Origin of the sequence: Myxococcus guangdongensis, assembly GCF_024198255.1 — a bacterium.
GTDB classification, from domain to species: Bacteria; Myxococcota; Myxococcia; order Myxococcales; family Myxococcaceae; genus Myxococcus; species Myxococcus guangdongensis.
In genome coordinates, this window is sequence record NZ_JAJVKW010000002.1 from 18,025 (window position 1) to 36,007 (window position 17,983).

The window sequence follows — 17,983 nt, forward strand, 5'->3', positions numbered from 1 at the left end:
GCCGGAGGGGACGGGCTCGACGGCCCCGTCCCCTCCTCCGTCACGCTAGTTCGTCACCGTCAGTGGAGTGGTGCGCGTGTTGTTGTCCTCGCGCAGCTCCTGCTGCGCCAGGAACGAGTCCACGTAGGCGCCGAGGAACCGGGCACCGGGCACGCCTTGCGCATCCGGGGGCATGCTCACCTGCAGGTTGGGCACCGACTGCGTGATGCAGACACCCGGGGCCAGGCTGGGGATGCTCGCGCCCCCCATGGGCATCTGGTCCAGCGGAGGAGCGCTACCGGGAGACGCCGGCGGCTCCGGGGCGAGGTTCGTGTCGAGCGAGACCACGAACGACACCCAGCTCGAAGTGCTCGCCGTCGTCCCCTGGTTGCACACCCGCACCGTGGCGGAGATGCGGCTGCCAGAGATGGCCGTCGCGGGCCCCGTCAAGGAGGACACGACGAGGTCCGGCCGCGCGCCGATACCGATGAGCCCGTGAACGAAGGTGTTGTTGTCCTCGCGCAGCTCTTGCACCTGTGACGCGGCGTCGACGATGGCGCCCAGATGGAAGACCCATCCCTGCAGGCCCGGCGGCACAATCGCCGACACGGTGGTGCTGCGCTGCAGGCACTGATTCACGGCCAGAGCGGGCACGTCCACGTTGCCGAGCGGCTGCTGTTCCTCCGAGGGCAGGGGCGACGAGGAGAGCTGGTCATCGACCGACAGCAAGAGGCGGATGCTCGACGCGGGGCTGGGCATCGTCCCGTGGTTGCAGACCGTCACGGTGATAGGCAGGGACTGACCATTCTGCGCGCTGGCCGGCGCCGTCATCGCGGTGACGACCAGGTCGGAGCGGCTGCCCACGCCGATGAGCCCGTGGATGAAGATGTTGTTGTCCTCGCGCAGCTCCGGCACGGAGTTCGTCTCGTCGATGATGGCGCCCAGGTAGTAGGCCCCGTCTCCCTGCGCCTCCGGCGGCAGCCAGGCGTTTGGAGTGAGCGAGCGCGAGAGACACTGGCCGATGGCGAGCGCGGGGACATCCACGCTCCCGAGCATCGCCTGGTCCAAGGCGGGAGGCACGGACGGCACGGTGGCCGTCAGCACGGCATCCATCGACAGATAGACACGAGCGGTGGACGGCGGGCTCGACTGGGTGCCGCGATTGCAGACATTCACGGACAAGGCGAGCGGCAGGCTCACCCCCACGCTCCGGGGCGCGGTCATCCCGGTGATGACCAGGTCCGCGCGCTGACCGACGCCCACGCGCTTCACGAAGCTGTTGTTGTCCTCGCGCAGCTCCTGCACGGAGGAAGGGTCATCGATGATGGCGCCCAGGAAGAACGCGCCGTCACCCTGTGAGTCCGGAGGAATGGAGGCCCACACCTGGATGGAGCGCGTGGTGCACTGGCCCGCGCCGAGGGACGGCACGGAGACAAAGCCCACCGGGACCTGGTCCATGGGCGCGGGGCCGGGGCTGGACGACATGGGAGAGAGCACCGCGTCCGAGGACACGAAGAGCTGCGCCTGCGTCGAGTTGCTGGACTGCTTGCCCTGGTTGCACACCGTCACCGTCACGGTGGAGGCCCCCTGGGTCGACAGGTTCTCCGGCGAGCCCAGCGCCGTGACGACCAGGTCCGGCATGAGGCCCACGCCCACACGGCCGTGGATGAAGGCATTGTTGTCCTCGCGCAGCTCCTGCACGGAGGCCGGGTCGTCCACGATGGCGCCCAGGTAGTACGCCCCATCGCCCGTTCCCTCGGGCGGAGTGACGGCGCCCTGCATCGTCCCTTCGCGCACCAGACACGCGCCCGGGATCAGCGAGGGCACGGAGATTTCTCCCTGCGGCGTCTGGTCCAGCGGCATCGACGGGCCGGGCCACGGCGTCATGGGCGTCAGCGTCGTGTCCATCGACAGGTAGACCTGCGCGCGAGCGGGGTTGCTCGACTGGGTGCCCTGATTGCACACCGTCACCGTCGCCTGGAAGGACTGTCCCGAGGCGAGGCTCGGCGGCGCGGTCATCGACGTGATGACCAGGTCCGGCCCGTTGCCCACGCCCACCAGACCCTTCACGAAGGTGTTGTTGTCCTCGCGCAGCTCTTGCACCTGATTCATGTCATCCACGACGGCGCCCACATAGAAGGGGCCCGAACCCTGGGCGCCCGGCGGCACCATGGGCCAGCCCGTCAGCGAGCGCGTCGCACACTGTCCCGGCACCAGCGACGACACCTGGACCTCGCCCATGGGCGACTGGTTCGGTGGCATGGGCGCGGGGCCCGACGGCATGGGCGACAACGTCGGCGTCGTGGAGAGGTAGAGCTGCGCACGCACCGAGTTGCTGGACTGCGTCCCCTGGTTGCACACCGTCACCGTCGCCAAGAAGGACTGGCTCGTGGACAGCGAGGGCGGCACCTGCACGTCCGTGACGACGAGGTCCGGACGATGTCCCAGGCCCACCAGCCCCTTCACGAAGGCGTTGTTGTCCTCGCACAGCTCCAGCACCTCCCTCGCGTCATCCACGATGGCGCCCAGATAGAGCGCGGTGGCCTCCGTGGGCGCGGGCGGGAACGTGGGCCAGATGCTCTCCTCGCGCGTCAGGCATTGGCCGGGCGCGAGCGACGGAAACGAGCTCATCCCCACCTGCACCTGGTCCAACGGCGCAGGCCCGGGAGGCGTCATCGGCGTCAGCACGTCATCCAATGACAGGTACAACCCGAGCCGCGCCCAGCCACTGGACTGCGTGCCCTGGTTGCACACCGTCACTCGGACGGGGGTGGCCTGCCCGGGCGTGAAGCTCGCGGGGGCCGACAGCTCACGGACCACCAGGTCCGCGCGGTTGCCCACGCCGATGAGGGTGCTCGTGTGGGCGTTGTTGTCCTCGCGCAGCTCCTGCACGGAGGCCGGGTCGTCCACGATGGCGCCCAGGACATACCGTCCCTCGCCATTCCCCATCGGCGGCAGCCACGCGCCGACCTGCGAGAAGCGAGCAATGCACTGCCCCGGCTCCAGCCAGGGGAGCTGCAGCGAGCCCACCACGACCTGGTCCTGCGGAGGCGCGCCGGGCCCCGACGGCGTCAACACATCGTCCACGGAGAGGATGAAGCTCATCCGCGTGTTGGGCGAGGCCGTCGTGCCCTGGTTGCACACGCGCGTCTGGACCTCGAACATCTGCTGCGTCGTCACGCTGACGGGCGCGCGAAGCTCCGCGATGACCAGGTCCGGGAGATTGCCCACGCCGATGCGCTGGACCGCGCTGTTGTTGTCCTCCCGCAGCTCCTGGATGGAGGACGGGTCATCCACGATGGCACCAACGTAGTAGGCGCCATCCTGCTGGGCCAACGGAGGCAGCGACGAGGACAGCGAGACCTCGCGCGTCACACAGGCTCCCGGGGTGAGCGTCTGCGACAGGGGGAGGTCCCCCACGCGCAGTTGGTCCGGCGGCGGCGCCTGGGGGCCGCTGGGGGTCAGCACGTCATCCACGGACATGTAGAACCGGGTCTGCACACCGCTGACCGCCACGGTGCCCTGGTTGCACACTGTCACCGTGGCGTTGAAGTTCTGACCCCGATTCACACTCGCGGGGACCCGCAGCTCGCGGATGACGAGGTCCGGCCCCGTCTGGAGCGGACTGGATGCCGCTTCGACTCCGGACTCCCGCGAGACCCCTTCGCCTCCCGAACAGCCCGTGCCCACACCGATGAACATACCCATGACCAGCCACCCCGTGGCGGTCACGCTCCACTCCGGCCTCTTCATGAAGTCTCCCGTTGAAGTCACATGCGGAGCACGTCGACGAACCTCGACGCGGGCTCCAGGCACGCGCACTAAGGGTGCGGTCGCTCCCATGAAAGTGCGGATGAAACACGGCCGTTTCATGAAGTCTGAACGGACTCCCTCGATGAGAAACCTCACTTCTCGATACGTGTGACGGAGAGCGAGTCCTCAGGGCCCCGCATGCGCGGCGCGCATCCACGGCAGAACGTGCCGGGTGCCTCGGGTTGCCCTGTGTGGAAGTCCTCTGCTATCGCGCGCCTCGCGCCGCATGCGGCGAACTGCCCCGGGGGGCTGTCCATGGCGAAGGGTTTCGAGGCGATGCGAGGATTTGCCGCGCTGCTGGTGCTGGTGACGACGTCCGCACTCGGGGCCGAGCCCTTCGAGCGGGGCATGGTCACCATCACCCTGGATGACGGCTGGGCCACCCAGTACGACAAGGCGCGGCCCGCGCTCAATGCGCGAGGGATTCCCGCGACGTATGGAATCATCACCCAGGCGCTCGCCCAGGGTTGGGGCGGCTACATGAGCATCTCGCAAGTCCAGACGCTCATCGCCGAGGGCAATGGCATTGCCAGCCATACCCTCACGCATCCGGACCTCACCACGCTGTCGCCCACCGAGCTCGTCGCCGAGCTGCGCGACTCCCGCGACTGGCTGGTGGGGACGCTGGGCCGGAGCGCGGTGCCCGACTTCATCATCCCCTACGGGCGCTATGACGCCACCGTGCTCTCCTCCATCCGGCAGTACTACTCCAGCAGCCGCACGGTGAACGCGGGGCGGAACTTCCGTGACACCATCGTGTACGAGCTGCGTGGCAACGACGTGGCGCGCGGCGTCTCGGTCGCCACGGTGCGCGGCTGGATTGACCAGGCCATCGCGGAGAAGAGCTGGCTCATCCTCGTCTTCCACGAGTTCGTGGACGGAACTCCGACCCGCGACACGCAATACAAGACGTCGAACTTCACGACCATCCTGGACTACATCCGCACCCGGGGCGCGCTCCCTGTGACGCTGTCGCAAGGGCTCGCCCTGATGGAGGGTCGCACCGGGCCGGAGACGACCTCGACGATGAGCATCTATGGCGATGCGTTGGAGGGTGGCTTCGCGGATTGGAGTTGGGCGGAGCACTCGCTGGACGAGACGACCACGGTCCACTCGGGCTCGGCGTCCATCCGCTTCGAGCCCGACACGTGGGCGGGGTTGATGTTCCACCACTCGGGCGTGGACCTGTCGGGCTACCAGGCACTCGAGCTGTGGGTCCATGGCGGAACCACGGGCGGTCAGGGGGTGCGCGCCGTGCTGCATGACGGCACCGACGTGCTCGGGAGTCAGCGGTTGGACGAGGCGCTGGGCGGGCCGCTGGTCGCGGGCGAGTGGCGCAAGGTCACGCTCTCTCTCGATGCGATGGGCGCTTCGTCGGGCGTGCTGCAGGACCTCTACTTCCAGGATGATTCAGGAGGAGACCAGGCAGCGGTGTACCTGGACTCAATCGCTCTCATCCCCCGGTGAGCCTCTGGGGCGCTGCGGGGAGGGCTCGCCGCGCCGCGGCATCCCGGGGGTGGGGTCGAAAGGACAGACGCGCCTCCCATCGGATGAGAATGGGCTGTGGGTCCGGACCTTGTCGTGGCCCAGGGGAGTCGCGCGCCCGGGCCCCCTTCTCATGTACCTACCGTGTGGGGTTACATCCGAGGGGTGTCCTGCTTCGACGAGAAGACCGCGCAAGCATTGGTCAGCGGTGTGCTCTCCGTCGTGGAGGCACAACGCCTGCGGCGTCATGCGGAGGGATGCCGTGCGTGCGCGGCGCTCCTGGCCAGGCTGACGCCGCCCGGCAGCGCGGCACACCGCGTCACGCCGCCGCAAGAGGAGGCCACGGAGCTGGCCCTTCCGCATGCCGCGTTGAAGGGAATGGTGGGGGATTTCGACCCACCCACGGAGCCACTGCGCGCCGCGCGGAAGGGAAGCACGGTTTCGGAGGTGAGGAGTTTGAGCGCTCCCTCCGAGGAGTCCGCGCCGGACGCGGGGACGCTGATTTCGCCGGTGCCCCGGCGCCTGGAGGGCCCGAAGACGCTGCTGGAGCTTCCGGTGGTCGCGGAGGCGGGGCGCCAGACAGCACTGCAGCCAAAGGCACCCGCGAACCCTGGGCCGCCACCCGCCAATCCATCACGGCCACTGGGCGGTGAAGACCCTCCCGCTCCTCCGCCGCCGTCGCGGCCCCTGGTCGGTGCAAGCAGCGCTGTGCCCCCGCCCTCATCGCGGCCACTGGTTGGAACGAGCATCTCCGTTCCCCCGCCCCGGCCTCCCGTCGGCGAAGGCACCCAGGTCGCTCCTCCACCCCGGCCTCCTGTCGGCGAAAGCATGCAGGTCGCGCCTCCGCCCCGGCCTCCCGTCGGTGAAGGCACACAGGTCGCTCCTCCACCCCGGCCTCCCGTCGGCGAAGGCACGCAGGTCGCGCCTCCGCCCCGGCCTCCCGTCGGCGAAGGCACACAGGTCGCTCCTCCGCCCCGCCCTCCTGTCGGCGCGGGCACGCAGGTCGCGCCGCCCCCCGGCAACAGCCAGCGCGTGTTCCGCTCATCGACGGAGCCACCGTCCATCGAGGCGCCCTCGCGGACACTCGTTGGCCGCTATCACATCCTCGACAAGCTGGGCTCGGGCGGCATGGGCGTCGTCTACAACGCCTACGACCCGGACCTGCACCGCCGCGTCGCCATCAAGCTGCTGCACCCGAGCGCCAACACCGTGGTCCGCGCCGACGGGGCCGCGCGCCTGCTGCGAGAGGCCCAGGCCATGGCCCGCCTCTCCCACCCCAACGTCGTCTCCGTCTACGACGCGGGCACCTTCGCCGGACGCGTCTTCATCGCCATGGAGCTGGTCGACGGCGTGTCCCTGCGCCACTGGCTGCGCGCCACGGACCACTCCTGGCGCGACGTCCTCGACCTCTTCCGACAAGCCGGCAAGGGGCTCGCCGCCGCGCACGCCGCGGGGCTCGTCCACCGTGACTTCAAGCCCGCCAACGTGCTCGTCAGCCGCGACGGCCGCGCCCAGGTGACGGACTTCGGACTGGCCCGCAACAGCGCGGACCAGGACGCCGCCGAGGAAGGGCGCCCCACCACTCCCTCCCAACTCGCCCTCCGACGCGAAGACCTCCTCGAGTCCCCCCTCACGGAAGCGGGCCTCGTCATGGGCACGCCCGCGTACATGCCGCCCGAGCAACACGAGGACGGACGCACCGACGCGCGCGGAGACCAGTTCAGCTTCTGCGCCTCGCTCTACGAGGCCCTCTACGGACAGCTCCCTTTCGAAGGCAAGAGCGCCAGCGTCTACCTGCGCGAGTCCCTCGCCGGCAACGTGCGCCCGCCTCCACGCGGCAGCCGCGTCCCCGCGTGGTTGCTGCGCGCCCTCAGCCGGGGACTCGCGCCAACCCCCGAGGCCCGCTATCCCTCCATGGAGGCCTTGCTCACGGAGCTGGGCAAGGACCCGTCCGTCCGCTGGCGACGCCGCGGCATCATGGCCGCCGGAGTGCTCGTGCTCTACGGCGTCATCGGCAGCGCATGGTGGGTGGGCAATCGCCGTCACACCCCGTGTCTCGACGCCGGAGCGCGGCTGACGGGCATCTGGGATGCCTCGCGCAAGGACGCGGTGAGCAAGGCCTTCTCCGCCACCCACAAACCCCAGGCCCCCGAGCTGCTGTCCCGCGTGACGCAGAGCCTGGACGCCTTCGCCCACGATTGGACTCGCATGCACCTGGAGGCCTGCGAGGCCACGCGCGTGCACGGCCACCAGTCCGACGCGGTGCTGTCCTTGCGCATGGCCTGCCTGGAGCGCCGACGCTCGACGCTCGGCGCCGTGGTGGGCGTGCTCGCGCAGACCGACGAAGCCTCCTTCGCCACCGCGCTGGACGCCGCTCAACGGCTGCCCTCCATCGACGACTGCGCGAACGTGGACGCGCTTCGTCTGGGCCTCCCGGAGTCGAGCGAGCAACGCCAACGCGTGGAGAGCCTCCGCGCCGGCCTGGACCGCACCACCGCGCTGGTGGACGCGGGCCGCTACGAGCAGGCCAACACGGAGCTCCAGGCGCTGCTCGCCCTGGCCCGCGCGCTCGGCTACCGCCCCGTGCTCGCGGAGACCCTGGAGCTCGAAGGCCGTCTGGCCCAGGTGCTCGGAGACGAGCCCCGCGCGCAGAAGGCGCTGCGGGAGGCCCTGCTCCTCGCGCAGGCCACTCGACATGACGAGGTCGCCGCGCGCGCCGCTGCCCGCTGGGTCACCACCCTCTCGCGCTCTCCCGAGCTCGAGGAGTGGGGCATCGCCCAGGCCCGAGCCAGCATCGAGCGCGCGGGCGGCGCCCCGGAGCTGGAGGCCCTGCTCCACACGAGCCTCGCGCGCAACGCGTTCCTCCGCGGCCAGTACGCCGAGGCCGCGGAGGCCTTCGGCCGCTCGGCCGCCCTGCGCGAACAGGTGCACGGCCCCGAGCACCTGCTCACCCTCGAGTCCCTGCGCAATCAAGCCGCCTCCCTCTCCCGCACCGACGACACGGAGCGCACCGCGAAGCTGCTCCACCGCGTGCTCGACCTCACCCAGGTCGTGATGGGGCCCGACCATCCGCAGACGGCCCTGGCCGCCAACGCCGTCGGCTACCACCTGACGCTCCGCCGCCGCTTCGACGAGGCCCTGCCCTACCTGCGCCAGGCCATCGCCCTGGAGGAGCGCGCCATGGGACCCGACAGCGCGACGCTCAGCTATCCCCTCAACAATCTTGCCACCGCATTGGAATCACTCGGGCGCTTCCCGGAGGCCCGTCCGCTGCGGGAGCGTGCCCTCGCCTTGGACTTGAAGACCCACGGCGCCTCGCATCCGGAGACCGCTTCCGATTGGGCCCTCCTGGCCCAGCTCGCCCTGAGCGAGGGGCGTACGCGCGATGCGGTGGAGCTGGCCCGCAGCAGCGTGAACGCCTACGAGGCCTTCCAGAAGGAACACCCCGACCAGGCCGCGCCGCTGACCACGCTCGGCCTCGCGCAGCTCGCGTTGGGACGCGCCCGCGAGGCCCGCGCCACGCTGGAGCGCGCCCTCTCCCTGCGGGCCACCACCCCGGGCCTCGCAGAGGACCTCGCCGCCACCCGCTTCGCCCTCGCCCGGGCGCTCGGCGCCACCGAGTCCTCCCGCGCGCGCTCGCTCGCCCAGCAGGCCCTGGGCTTCTACGAGGCCGCGCCGGACCTCTGGACCCCCGAGGCCCGCCGCGTCCGGGACTGGATGAGCACCGGCCCCGTGTCACGCCCCTGAAAAGCCAACACTCGAAAACCCATCTCAAGCACCTTCGCGCGGGCCTCGCCCGATACTCCCCATGCAAGCCTTTTCACCCAGGCACCGCACGCGATGGGGGTTGCGTCATGAGCATCGACAAGCCGTCGAAGTCCGCCGCCAGGATGGGTCCTCGCCTGGCCACCTCGAGGTCCACCGCGCCGGCGCGCCCCGAGTCGCCCCGTCCCCCGTCTGGAAAGACGGATGGCTCCCATCCCCGCCGCGACAAGTTCGAAGGGCTCAGGCAGGAGGGCGCGGGGCTCCCCATCCGCCTGTCGGGCCAGGGGCCTCGGAAGCCACCCAAGGGGCTTCCACTCAGGCCCTGGATGCCTCGCACGAACCTGGAGCCCTGGAACGGCACCCGCCAGAAGCCCTGGGTGCACTCCCCGGACATCTTCGGCACCAGCGCCTCCACCCGGTCCGCGTCGCCCTGCGGCTGCGGCCTGCCCGTCCGCCTCTCCTAGCCCTCCCACCGTCCAGGTTCGCGGGTGGGGTCCGCCAAGCCCCTCCGGCACGTCCCGGCGAAACTTTCCACCGCGCGAGACGGGGTGAGTCCTTAGACTCCCCCAAATGCTTCAAGTCATTCCCCTGGGCGGCCTGGGAGAAATCGGCCTCAACTCCCTGGTCATCGCCTGCAACGGGGAGATGCTGCTCATCGACGCGGGCCTGATGTTCCCCTCCGAGGGGATGCCCGGCGTCGACATCATCATCCCGGACTTCACCCACCTGAAGCAGAACGCCGCCTGCCTCAAGGGCGTGGTGCTCACGCACGGCCACGAAGACCACCTGGGCGCGCTCCCCTACCTGCTGGGCGAAGTGAATGTGCCCGTCTATGGCACGCGCTTCACGCTGGCCATGGCGCGCCACCGGCTGGACGAGCTGGGCGTGGAGGCGGACCTGCGCGAAATCGAGCCGCGCGAGCCCTTCGACGTCGGCACCATGTTCAAGGTGGAGGCCAGCCGCGTCACGCACACCGTGCCGGACGCGGTGGGCTTCATCATCCGCACGCCCGAAGGCACCTTCATCCACACCGGCGACTTCAAGCTGGACCCCGACCCCATCGACGGGCTGCGCACGGACCTGGAGCGCTGGGGCGAGGCCGGCGAGGAGGGCGTACTGTGCCTGCTGTCGGACTCCACCAACTCCGAGCTGACGGAGGAGACCGGCAGCGAGCGCGTGGTGGAGCAGACCTTCGAGCGCCTGTTCCAGGGCGCCACCGGCCGCATCGTCGTGGCCCTGTTCTCCTCCAACCTGCACCGCGTGCGGCACCTCCTGGCGCTCGCCGAGAGGCTGGGGCGCAAGGTGGCCCTGCAGGGCCGCAGCATGCAGCGCAACGTGGAGATGGCGCGGCAGCTGGGCTACCTGGACGTGCCCGACTCGCTCTTCGTCCACCTGGACACGGTGCCGCTCTTGCCCGCGCAGCGCGTGCTCGTGCTCACCACCGGCGCGCAGGGAGAGCCTCGCGCGGGCCTGTCGCAGCTCGCCTCCGGTGATGGACCGCTGAAGGTGGGCCCTGGAGATCTGGTGGTCCTCAGCTCCCGCCCCATCCCCGGCAATGAGCGCGGCGTGGGGGCGTTGATCGACCAGCTGCACTGGCGGGGCGCGAAGGTCGTGTACGCCCAGGTGGAACCCGGCGTCCATGTGTCCGGCCACGCCAGCCGTCCCCAACAGCAGCGCGTGCTGGAGCTGGTGCGCCCGCGCCACTTCATCCCCGTCCACGGCGAGGGGCGCCACCTGCACCGACACCTGGCCACCGCCCGCGAGGCTGGCCTGGAGCCCGCGCAGTGCCTCTTGACCCAGGACGGCGACGTCGTGAGCTTCGAGGACGGCCTGGGCCGGTTCACCGGGAGCGTGCCCTCCGGGCGCATCTTCAAGGACCGCTTCGGGGGTGGCATGGTGACGCCGGACACACTCCACGAGCGGGTCCGCCTGTCGGAGACGGGACTGGTGGCCGCCGTCGTGGTGCTGCAGCGGGGCACGCAGCAACTGGTGGGAGGCCCCCAGCTGTCGGGCCAGGGCCTGTCGCTGGATGAACAGGTGCTGCTGCCCCGGGTGGCCCAGGATGCCCGGGCGCTCTTCGAGGAGCTGTCCGTCCAGCTGCGGGGCGACGACGCCCTGGTGCGAGAGGAACTCACCCGGGTGGTGCGCCGTGCGTTCCGGCTGTACAGCTCCAAGCGCCCCCTGGTGGTGCCCATGGTCGTCAGGGTGTAGGTGTGTTAAGCGCCGCTGTTGCCCATGCCCTCGTTCGACGTCGTCTCGAAAATCGACATCGCCGAGCTCGACAACGCGGTCAACCAGACCAAGAAGGAGCTCAGCACCCGCTATGACTTCCAGGGTGCGCAGGCGGACGTAGTCATCGCCCCGGACAACACGGCCATCACGGTGAAGGCCAACAGCGAGGACCACGTCAAGGCCGCCAAGGTCGTCCTGCTGGCGAAGCTGGCCAAGCGCAACATCAGCTTGAATGCGCTCGACTACGGCGACATCGAGAAGACGGGCCTGCACAACGTGAAGCAGGTCATCAAGCTCCAGCAGGGCATCCCGGTGGAGAAGTCCAAGGAGCTGGTGAAGCTCCTCAAGGATTCGAAGATGAAGGTGCAGGGCTCCATCCAAGCCGACCAGCTGCGAGTCACCGGGAAGAACCGGGACGACCTCCAGGCCGCCATCGCCCTGTTCCGCAAGGAGCAGGACCGAATGAAGCTGGACATGCAGTTCACCAACTTCCGCGATTGATAGAAGCCATGCGAGTCGCTGCCCTGTCCCTCTGCTGTCTGCTCTGTGTCCCGGCCGTTGCCTCCGCGCAGGACGAAGCCCTCCCCCCGCCCCGGCCGTCCAAGCTGGTGCCCTCCATGCCCAAGCCGCCGAAGCTGCAGGGCGGCCTGAAGGGCTTCGCCTCGCCGCTGACGCTCAAGTCCACGGACGTGGCGGGCTCCAGCGCGTCGTTCACCGCCAAGGTGGGCTTCCGCAAGGACACGCTCTACGTGGGCGTGGACGCCAAGGACGACCAGCTGCTCGCGGGTGACACCGTCACGCTGTCCATCTACTTCCCGGACACGGGCCCTCTGACGACGGGCTACACGTGGCGCTTCGGCTTCGACGGCAAGCGGGCCTCGGGCACGACCAGCGGCACGCCGGAGTTCGCCCAGCAGAAGGTGAACGGGGCGGTGGAGCGCCGAGGCACCACGCTGTCGCTGGTGGCGGCGGTGCCGGTGCGCGCGCTGCCGCGCTTCCCCGCCATCGACCCGATGGTGATGGACGTGTGCATCACCTACGAGGACCAGGACGGCGAGGGCAAGGGCGTGCCGGTCTCCAACTGCCAGAGCGGCACCATGGTGGGCGAGGCGCTACGGCTGCCGGACGAGCCGCGCAAGGCGCTCAAGCTCAAGCCGCCCGAGAGCGTGACGGCGCTGGAGCCCGCGGCCACCGGCTGGCTGGGGTGGGACCTGCTCAGCTACCCGGCCTGGGCGCAGGGGGACGAGGAGCTGTCCCCCGAGTCGCTGCGCGAGCTGGTGGTGGGCAAGCCCGTGGACCCCAAGTCGGTGAACGTGAATGTCCCCGAGTCCCTCAGCCTGACAGGCGAGCTGTCCTTCGTGACGGTGCTCTCGGGGAAGAATCCATACGCCGTCGCGGGTCAATGCGACGCCGAGACGGAGCTGCGGATGGGGCTCTACCTCGTGACGGGGAAGACGGCCCGACGGGTGCTCGAGTGGCCGGCCGCCACCTGCGCGCTGGGGCGTGCGTCCTCGGTGGAGCTGGACGAAGAGGACGGGCTGACCATCCGTTACTCGAACGGCGCGATGATGAACTTCGTTTGGAGTGGGGACCACTTCACGCGAACCGAACTGGGAAGCAGGTAGACCGCAGTGGAAACCACCAAGAGCCTGTACATGATGACCCTCGGCTGCCCGAAGAACCGGGTGGACTCCGAGGTGATGCTCGGCACGCTGAAGCACCGCGGCTACACGCTGGTCCAGGAGGCCGCGGAGGCACAGGTCATCGTCGTCAACACGTGCGCCTTCATCGGTCCGGCCAAGCAGGAGTCGGTGGACTCCATCCTGGAGATGGCCGAGCTGAAGAAGTCGGGGAGCTGCAGCACGCTGGTGGTGACGGGCTGTCTGTCCCAGCGCTACGGCGAGGAGCTGGCGAAGGAGATGCCGGAGGTGGACCACTTCCTGGGCACCAGCGCGTACGCCCAGATTGGCGACCTGCTGGCGGCCGAGGCGTCGCCCCGTCAGGTGATTCCGGACCCCGACTACATCCACGACTCGGACACGCCGCGCATCAACTCGATGCCGAAGTACACGGCCTACCTCAAGGTGTCCGAGGGCTGTGACAACGCCTGCGCGTTCTGCATCATCCCCACGCTGCGCGGCGGGCAGCGCTCCCGGACCATCGACGACATCGTCATCGAGGCGAAGCGGCTGGCGGACAGCGGCGTGCAGGAGCTGAACCTCGTCGCGCAGGACCTCACCGCGTACGGGCACGACTTGCCGGGCCGCCCGAAGCTGCACGACTTGCTCAAGGCGCTGGTGAAGGTGGACGTGCGGTGGATCCGCCTGCACTACGCCTACCCGCGCGTGTTCCCGGACGAGCTCATCGACGTGATGGCGGCGGAGCCGAAGATTGCCCGCTACCTGGACATGCCGGTGCAGCACGTCAGCGACAAGCTGCTCCTGTCGATGAAGCGTGGCCGCAACTCGGAGTTCCTCAAGGGGCTGCTCACCAAGCTGCGTGAGCGCGTGCCGGGGCTGGTGATGCGCACGTCGCTCATCGTGGGCCTGCCGGGTGAGACGGAGGAAGACTTCGAGATGCTGAAGGAGTTCGTGAAGACGCAGCGCTTCGAGCGCCTGGGCGTCTTCCAGTACTCCGACGAGGAGGGCACGGCGGCGTTCGATTTGCCCGACAAGGTGCCGCAGAAGATCATCGAGCGCCGGTGGCGCGAGGTGATGGCCATCCAGAAGCGCATCAACCGCGAGCAGAACAAGAAGCTCGTGGGCAAGCGGCTGGAGGTCCTGGTGGAGGGCCCGGCGCCGGAGACGGAGCACCTGCTGGTGGGTCGCCACCAGGGTCAGGCGCCAGAGATCGACGGTCTGGTCTACATCAACGACGGCCTGGCGTATCCGGGTGAGCTCGTCACCGTGGAGGTGACGGAGGCGCACGACTACGACCTGGTGGCGCGCGTGGTGGAGCGTCCGGACCCGAAGCAGTGTCAGCACGTGGCGCGTGACGCACACCCGGCCCCTGTGCCGGTGGTGCCCGCGCCCCGGCCCGTGACGCGGCTGGAGTAGTCCCGAGGCATCCCGGGCCGCGCGTTTCGCGACGTGGCCCGGGAGTCTCTGGTTGTCTTGCTGGATGCGGTGCCTGGAAGGAGCGTGGCTCCTCGGCATCGCGGCCCTTGGAGCAGCGTGCGGTACTCGCGACGTGGCCCCGAGGCAGGACGTGGTGACCGGAAGGAGCCTCGCTCTTCCAAATCACCGCATCCCCGCGAGGCCGCCGCAGCCCTTACTCGACCCGTTTCCTCCACACAGGCCAGCGCCGCGCCCACTCGCGAAAGCATGACTCCGTGGCAGGTGAGCCGCCGGGCGACTACCGCGGGTCTTCGGGCTCCAGCTCGCGCTCTTCGGGCGGTGGCTCGCGCGAGGTCTTCTTGCGGGATGGGGCCGCGACGCCCTCTCCAAGCGGCGTGGGCTGGCACTCACACACCGTGCGGCGCGAGGACGTCTCGGTGACGAACGCGCACGCCGTGGGACACTCGGGCTGACGGGCTTCCTCGTAGAGGGACAGCCGGAAGTCCTTCGCCTGCGTGAGCGCCGCGTGGCACGCGGGTAGCGACTGCGCCAGTGAAGGCCAGGGCAGACGGTGCTGCGTCGTGAGACCTCGGCTGGTGGCCGGGAAGCTCAGGCCCACCGCGCAGCCCGACTCCAGGCGCTGCCCCTCCGCGCCGACCAGCTCCAGATGCACCCTGCCTCCCTCGGGGAGGTCTCGGAACACCGCGCCCACCACGGAGACCGTCCCGTCCGGTTCGCGGCGCACGTGGAGCCCGTAACAGGCCTCCTCGCTGAAGACACCGTGTGCATCCGAGCAACGCTGACGCGGCGTCAGCTGCGAGGACGGTGCTCCCTGCGTGGCGCCTTGCCCCGAGGGTCCAGGACCTGGCGCCTGGGGCGAAGTGGCCCGCGAGTCATCCGACGATGAGGCTTCTGCCCCAGGCTTCGTGGCGGCAGGGGCGGAGTCACGAGCCCCCTCCGCTGGACCTCCAACTCCCGGTGCCATCATCGAGGACGTGGCCGTACGAGCGTCGCCCGACGATGCGCTGCTCGACTCGGGAGATGCGCCCTGATGCCGCCCCACGCCCTCCACATCGCCCGGAACAAGCGCCTCGGCACCCACCGGTCCCGAAGCCTCGGACGCGAGCACCCGAGGCCTGCGCAGCACCAGCACCCCGCCCTTCGCGTCCAGCGTCGCCGTGAAGCGCCCCCAGACATCCGGGCCCAGTCGACCCAGGCTGCTCGGTGAATCCCATCGCCCCGCCGCCTCGACGACGAGGGGCCGGACACCCACGCCCTCCGCCACATCCACCGAGTCCACCGCGAAGGTCCGTGGAGGCAGGTTCGCCGCCGTCTCCAGCGGCTGCAGGCCCTGCGCCTCCGCGGGCCCCAGGGCGATGCGCGAGAAGGGCTCCCGCGTCGACAACACGAACGGGCCCGTGAGCTCCGCCTCGCCCTGCGCCACCCGCGCGGCCAGGAGCGGCCAGTCCCCCACCGGCTCGCGGCTGAGCTCCACGCGGTGGACCTCCCACGCCGCATCCGACGCGGAGGTCTCCGCCACATACGCCGCCCGTGAACGCGAGGCCGTGAAGGTCACCTCGCGACGCAGCGGCTCCACCGTGAGCGCGTAGGGCTCCAGCACGTCCGAGCCCAGCGTCACCGAGCAGGGCTTCTCCCCGGACACGCCCGCCGTGCGCAGCGGCACCAGGGCACCGCTCACCGTGAGCGCGGGCAGCGGCACCACCGGCCAGGCGCGGAACCCACCGGCGATTTCGGGCGCGCGCACCGTGCCCTCGGGCGGAGGGAGGCCGCCCTCGAAGCACTCCTGCGAGACCATCGACAGGGGCCGCGCGACGTCCAGGACGACGGGCACCGTCCGCGTCCCCAGCTTCCCCGCCACCGTGAGCCTCAGCGCGGGCGAGGCCAACAGCGGCAACGTGCGGCCCACCAGCCCCTCGGTCCGCGACGACGGGCCGGATGCCACCTCCCGGTGACATCCCGAGCCCACCACACCCAGACACAGCCAGAGCAGGAACGCGCCGCGCACGGCGTGCAGGTTACTGCTTCTTCTGCTTGGTGAAGTCATCCACGCGCGTGTCGTCCGGGACATCCAGCTTGAAGCTGTCCGCAGCCAGACCCACGTTCGTCTTCAGGTTCACGAAGGAGATGGTGTTCTCGCTGCCGTCCGGATCCACCACCGTGCTCTTCAGCACCTGGGCCGACGCGGGGTCCACCTCCAGGCGGACCTGCTTGAAGCGCGGCTCGTCCTTCAGCGGGTTCAACACCAGCAGCGTGCCCTTGCAGTCCTTGCACGCGCCCTTGGTGATGGCGAACTCGTCCGCGAGCCGCCCCTGGCCGAAGAGGAACGTCACGGACGCGGACAGCTGGCTGGTGTCCACGCTGGCCACCGTGAGCGACTGGGCCGCGGGGTCGTACGCGTAGACCTTGTTGCCGGCCAGCACGAAGGTGCGCGCGGAGGGCGTCTGATACTCCCACCGCATCAGCCCCGGCTTCTTGTACGTGACGACGCCCTCGGACGACTGCGTCCGGCGGAAGGTCTTGTACTTGTAGTCCTGCTTGAAGCCCGCCCGGAAGTCGCCCGTCTTCTCGTAGAACGCCTGCATCCGGTCGACGAGCGTCTTCACCTCGGGCGTCATCGGCGTGGCCGGCTTCGCGGCGGGCTTCGTCTCGGAGGCCGGCGCGGGCGGCGTGGCCGGCTTGCCAGGCGCCTGCGCGGGAGCGGCCGGGTTCACCCCCGAGGGCGCCGGAGTCTTCGCCGCCTCGGACGGCGTCACCAGGGGCTTTCCAGCGCCCGCGGGAGCCCCCTGGGCCACCGTGGCGGCCGGGGCGGGAGCGGCGGACTGCGGCACGGCTTGCGCGGACAGGAGCGTGGCGAGCAGGGTTTCCAGGAACATGGCGTGCGTCTCCAGGAGGGCAGGTAGGCCCCCGGCGTCCATCTACCCCATACCGACGCGCCCCGGGGGGCCGGCATTCATGGCTGCTTCTTGAAGAGCCGCTTCCTCTGTTTGATGGCCAGCACGTAGAAGCGCTCACGCAGGGCCTGCGCCTCCTCGGGCGGCAGGTCCCCCGAGCCGCCTTCCAGGTGCTCGTCCCGCCAGGCAATCGCCCGGCTGATGCACGCCGAGGCGGCCGCGGAGATGTTGAGGCTCTGACTGAAGCCCTTCATCGGGACCCAGAAGGTGCCGTCCACGGCGTTGAGCACGTCGTCGCTGACGCCGTAGCGCTCGTTGCCGAGGACGATGGCCACCTTCTGGTCGAAGCGCAGCGAGTAGAGGCTGGTGGCGCCCTCGCGGATGGCCGAGGCGTACAGCAGGAAGCCCCGCGACTTCAGGTGCTCGCGGCACTCGGCGAAGGACTTGTACAGCTTCACGTCCAGCCACTTGTCACAGCCCTGGGCCACCCTCGAGTTCGGCAGGAAGGGGGCCTCCGGGTTGATGACGACGTGGACCTCCTGGACGCCCATGGACTCGCAGGTGCGCAGCACCGCGGCCATGTTGAAGCTGTCCTCGAGTCGGTCCAGGACCACCGTGAAGTTGCGCGTGCGCTGACTGACGACGCGGTCGATCTTCTCCTTGCGCACGTCGAGAAGGAACTGCTCGGGATCCAGCTTGTCCTTCTCGAAGCGCTCGTAGCGAGGGCCACCACCAGACATC

General features: G+C 69.8%; 11 protein-coding genes. 7 read left to right on the forward strand and 4 right to left on the reverse strand.

Going from position 1 to position 17,983, the window contains the following annotated elements; genetic code table 11:
* Positions 1-45: 45 nt before the first annotated feature.
* Positions 46-3,732: a CARDB domain-containing protein gene (locus LXT21_RS05015; RefSeq protein ID WP_254036948.1), complete on the reverse strand. Its 3,687-nt coding sequence runs from the start codon at positions 3,730-3,732 to the stop codon at positions 46-48.
* 315 nt (positions 3,733-4,047) lie between these two features.
* Here LXT21_RS05015 and LXT21_RS05020 point away from each other — a divergent pair, with 315 nt between their 5' ends.
* From LXT21_RS05020 to rimO, 7 genes are all read left to right on the forward strand, one after another.
* Positions 4,048-5,259, forward strand: a complete 1,212-nt coding sequence (locus tag LXT21_RS05020; RefSeq protein ID WP_254036949.1) for a polysaccharide deacetylase family protein — start codon at positions 4,048-4,050, stop codon at positions 5,257-5,259.
* 846 nt (positions 5,260-6,105) lie between these two features.
* Positions 6,106-9,024, forward strand: a complete 2,919-nt coding sequence (locus LXT21_RS05025; RefSeq protein WP_254036950.1) for a tetratricopeptide repeat protein — start codon at positions 6,106-6,108, stop codon at positions 9,022-9,024.
* Between the two features lie 107 nt (positions 9,025-9,131).
* On the forward strand, positions 9,132-9,506 hold the full coding sequence (locus LXT21_RS05030) for a hypothetical protein (protein ID WP_254036951.1): 375 nt from the start codon (positions 9,132-9,134) through the stop codon (positions 9,504-9,506).
* Positions 9,507-9,612: 106 nt separating this feature from the next.
* Positions 9,613-11,253: a ribonuclease J gene (locus LXT21_RS05035; RefSeq protein WP_254036952.1), complete on the forward strand. Its 1,641-nt coding sequence runs from the start codon at positions 9,613-9,615 to the stop codon at positions 11,251-11,253.
* 24 nt (positions 11,254-11,277) lie between these two features.
* On the forward strand, positions 11,278-11,775 hold the full coding sequence (locus LXT21_RS05040) for a YajQ family cyclic di-GMP-binding protein (protein ID WP_254036953.1): 498 nt from the start codon (positions 11,278-11,280) through the stop codon (positions 11,773-11,775).
* An 8-nt stretch (positions 11,776-11,783) separates the two neighbouring features.
* Positions 11,784-12,899, forward strand: coding sequence for a DOMON domain-containing protein (locus LXT21_RS05045; protein WP_254036954.1), 1,116 nt, complete (start codon positions 11,784-11,786; stop codon positions 12,897-12,899).
* A 33-nt stretch (positions 12,900-12,932) separates the two neighbouring features.
* A complete protein-coding gene (rimO, locus tag LXT21_RS05050; RefSeq protein ID WP_256571382.1) occupies positions 12,933-14,330 on the forward strand; it encodes a 30S ribosomal protein S12 methylthiotransferase RimO in 1,398 nt (465 codons plus the stop codon).
* 298 nt (positions 14,331-14,628) lie between these two features.
* Here the strand turns inward: rimO and LXT21_RS05055 are convergent, their stop codons facing one another.
* The 3 genes from LXT21_RS05055 to LXT21_RS05065 all read right to left on the reverse strand — a co-directional run bounded on the left by LXT21_RS05055 (position 14,629) and on the right by LXT21_RS05065 (position 17,982).
* Positions 14,629-16,356 (reverse strand): hypothetical protein, encoded by a 1,728-nt coding sequence (locus LXT21_RS05055; protein ID WP_254036956.1) that lies wholly within the window; start codon positions 16,354-16,356, stop codon positions 14,629-14,631.
* 10 nt (positions 16,357-16,366) lie between these two features.
* On the reverse strand, positions 16,367-17,224 hold the full coding sequence (locus LXT21_RS05060; RefSeq protein WP_254036957.1) for a LolA family protein: 858 nt from the start codon (positions 17,222-17,224) through the stop codon (positions 16,367-16,369).
* 77 nt (positions 17,225-17,301) lie between these two features.
* Entirely contained in the window at positions 17,302-17,982 is a 681-nt protein-coding gene (locus LXT21_RS05065) for a TrmH family RNA methyltransferase (protein WP_254036958.1), read from the reverse strand.
* Between the last annotated feature and the right edge of the window lies 1 nt (position 17,983).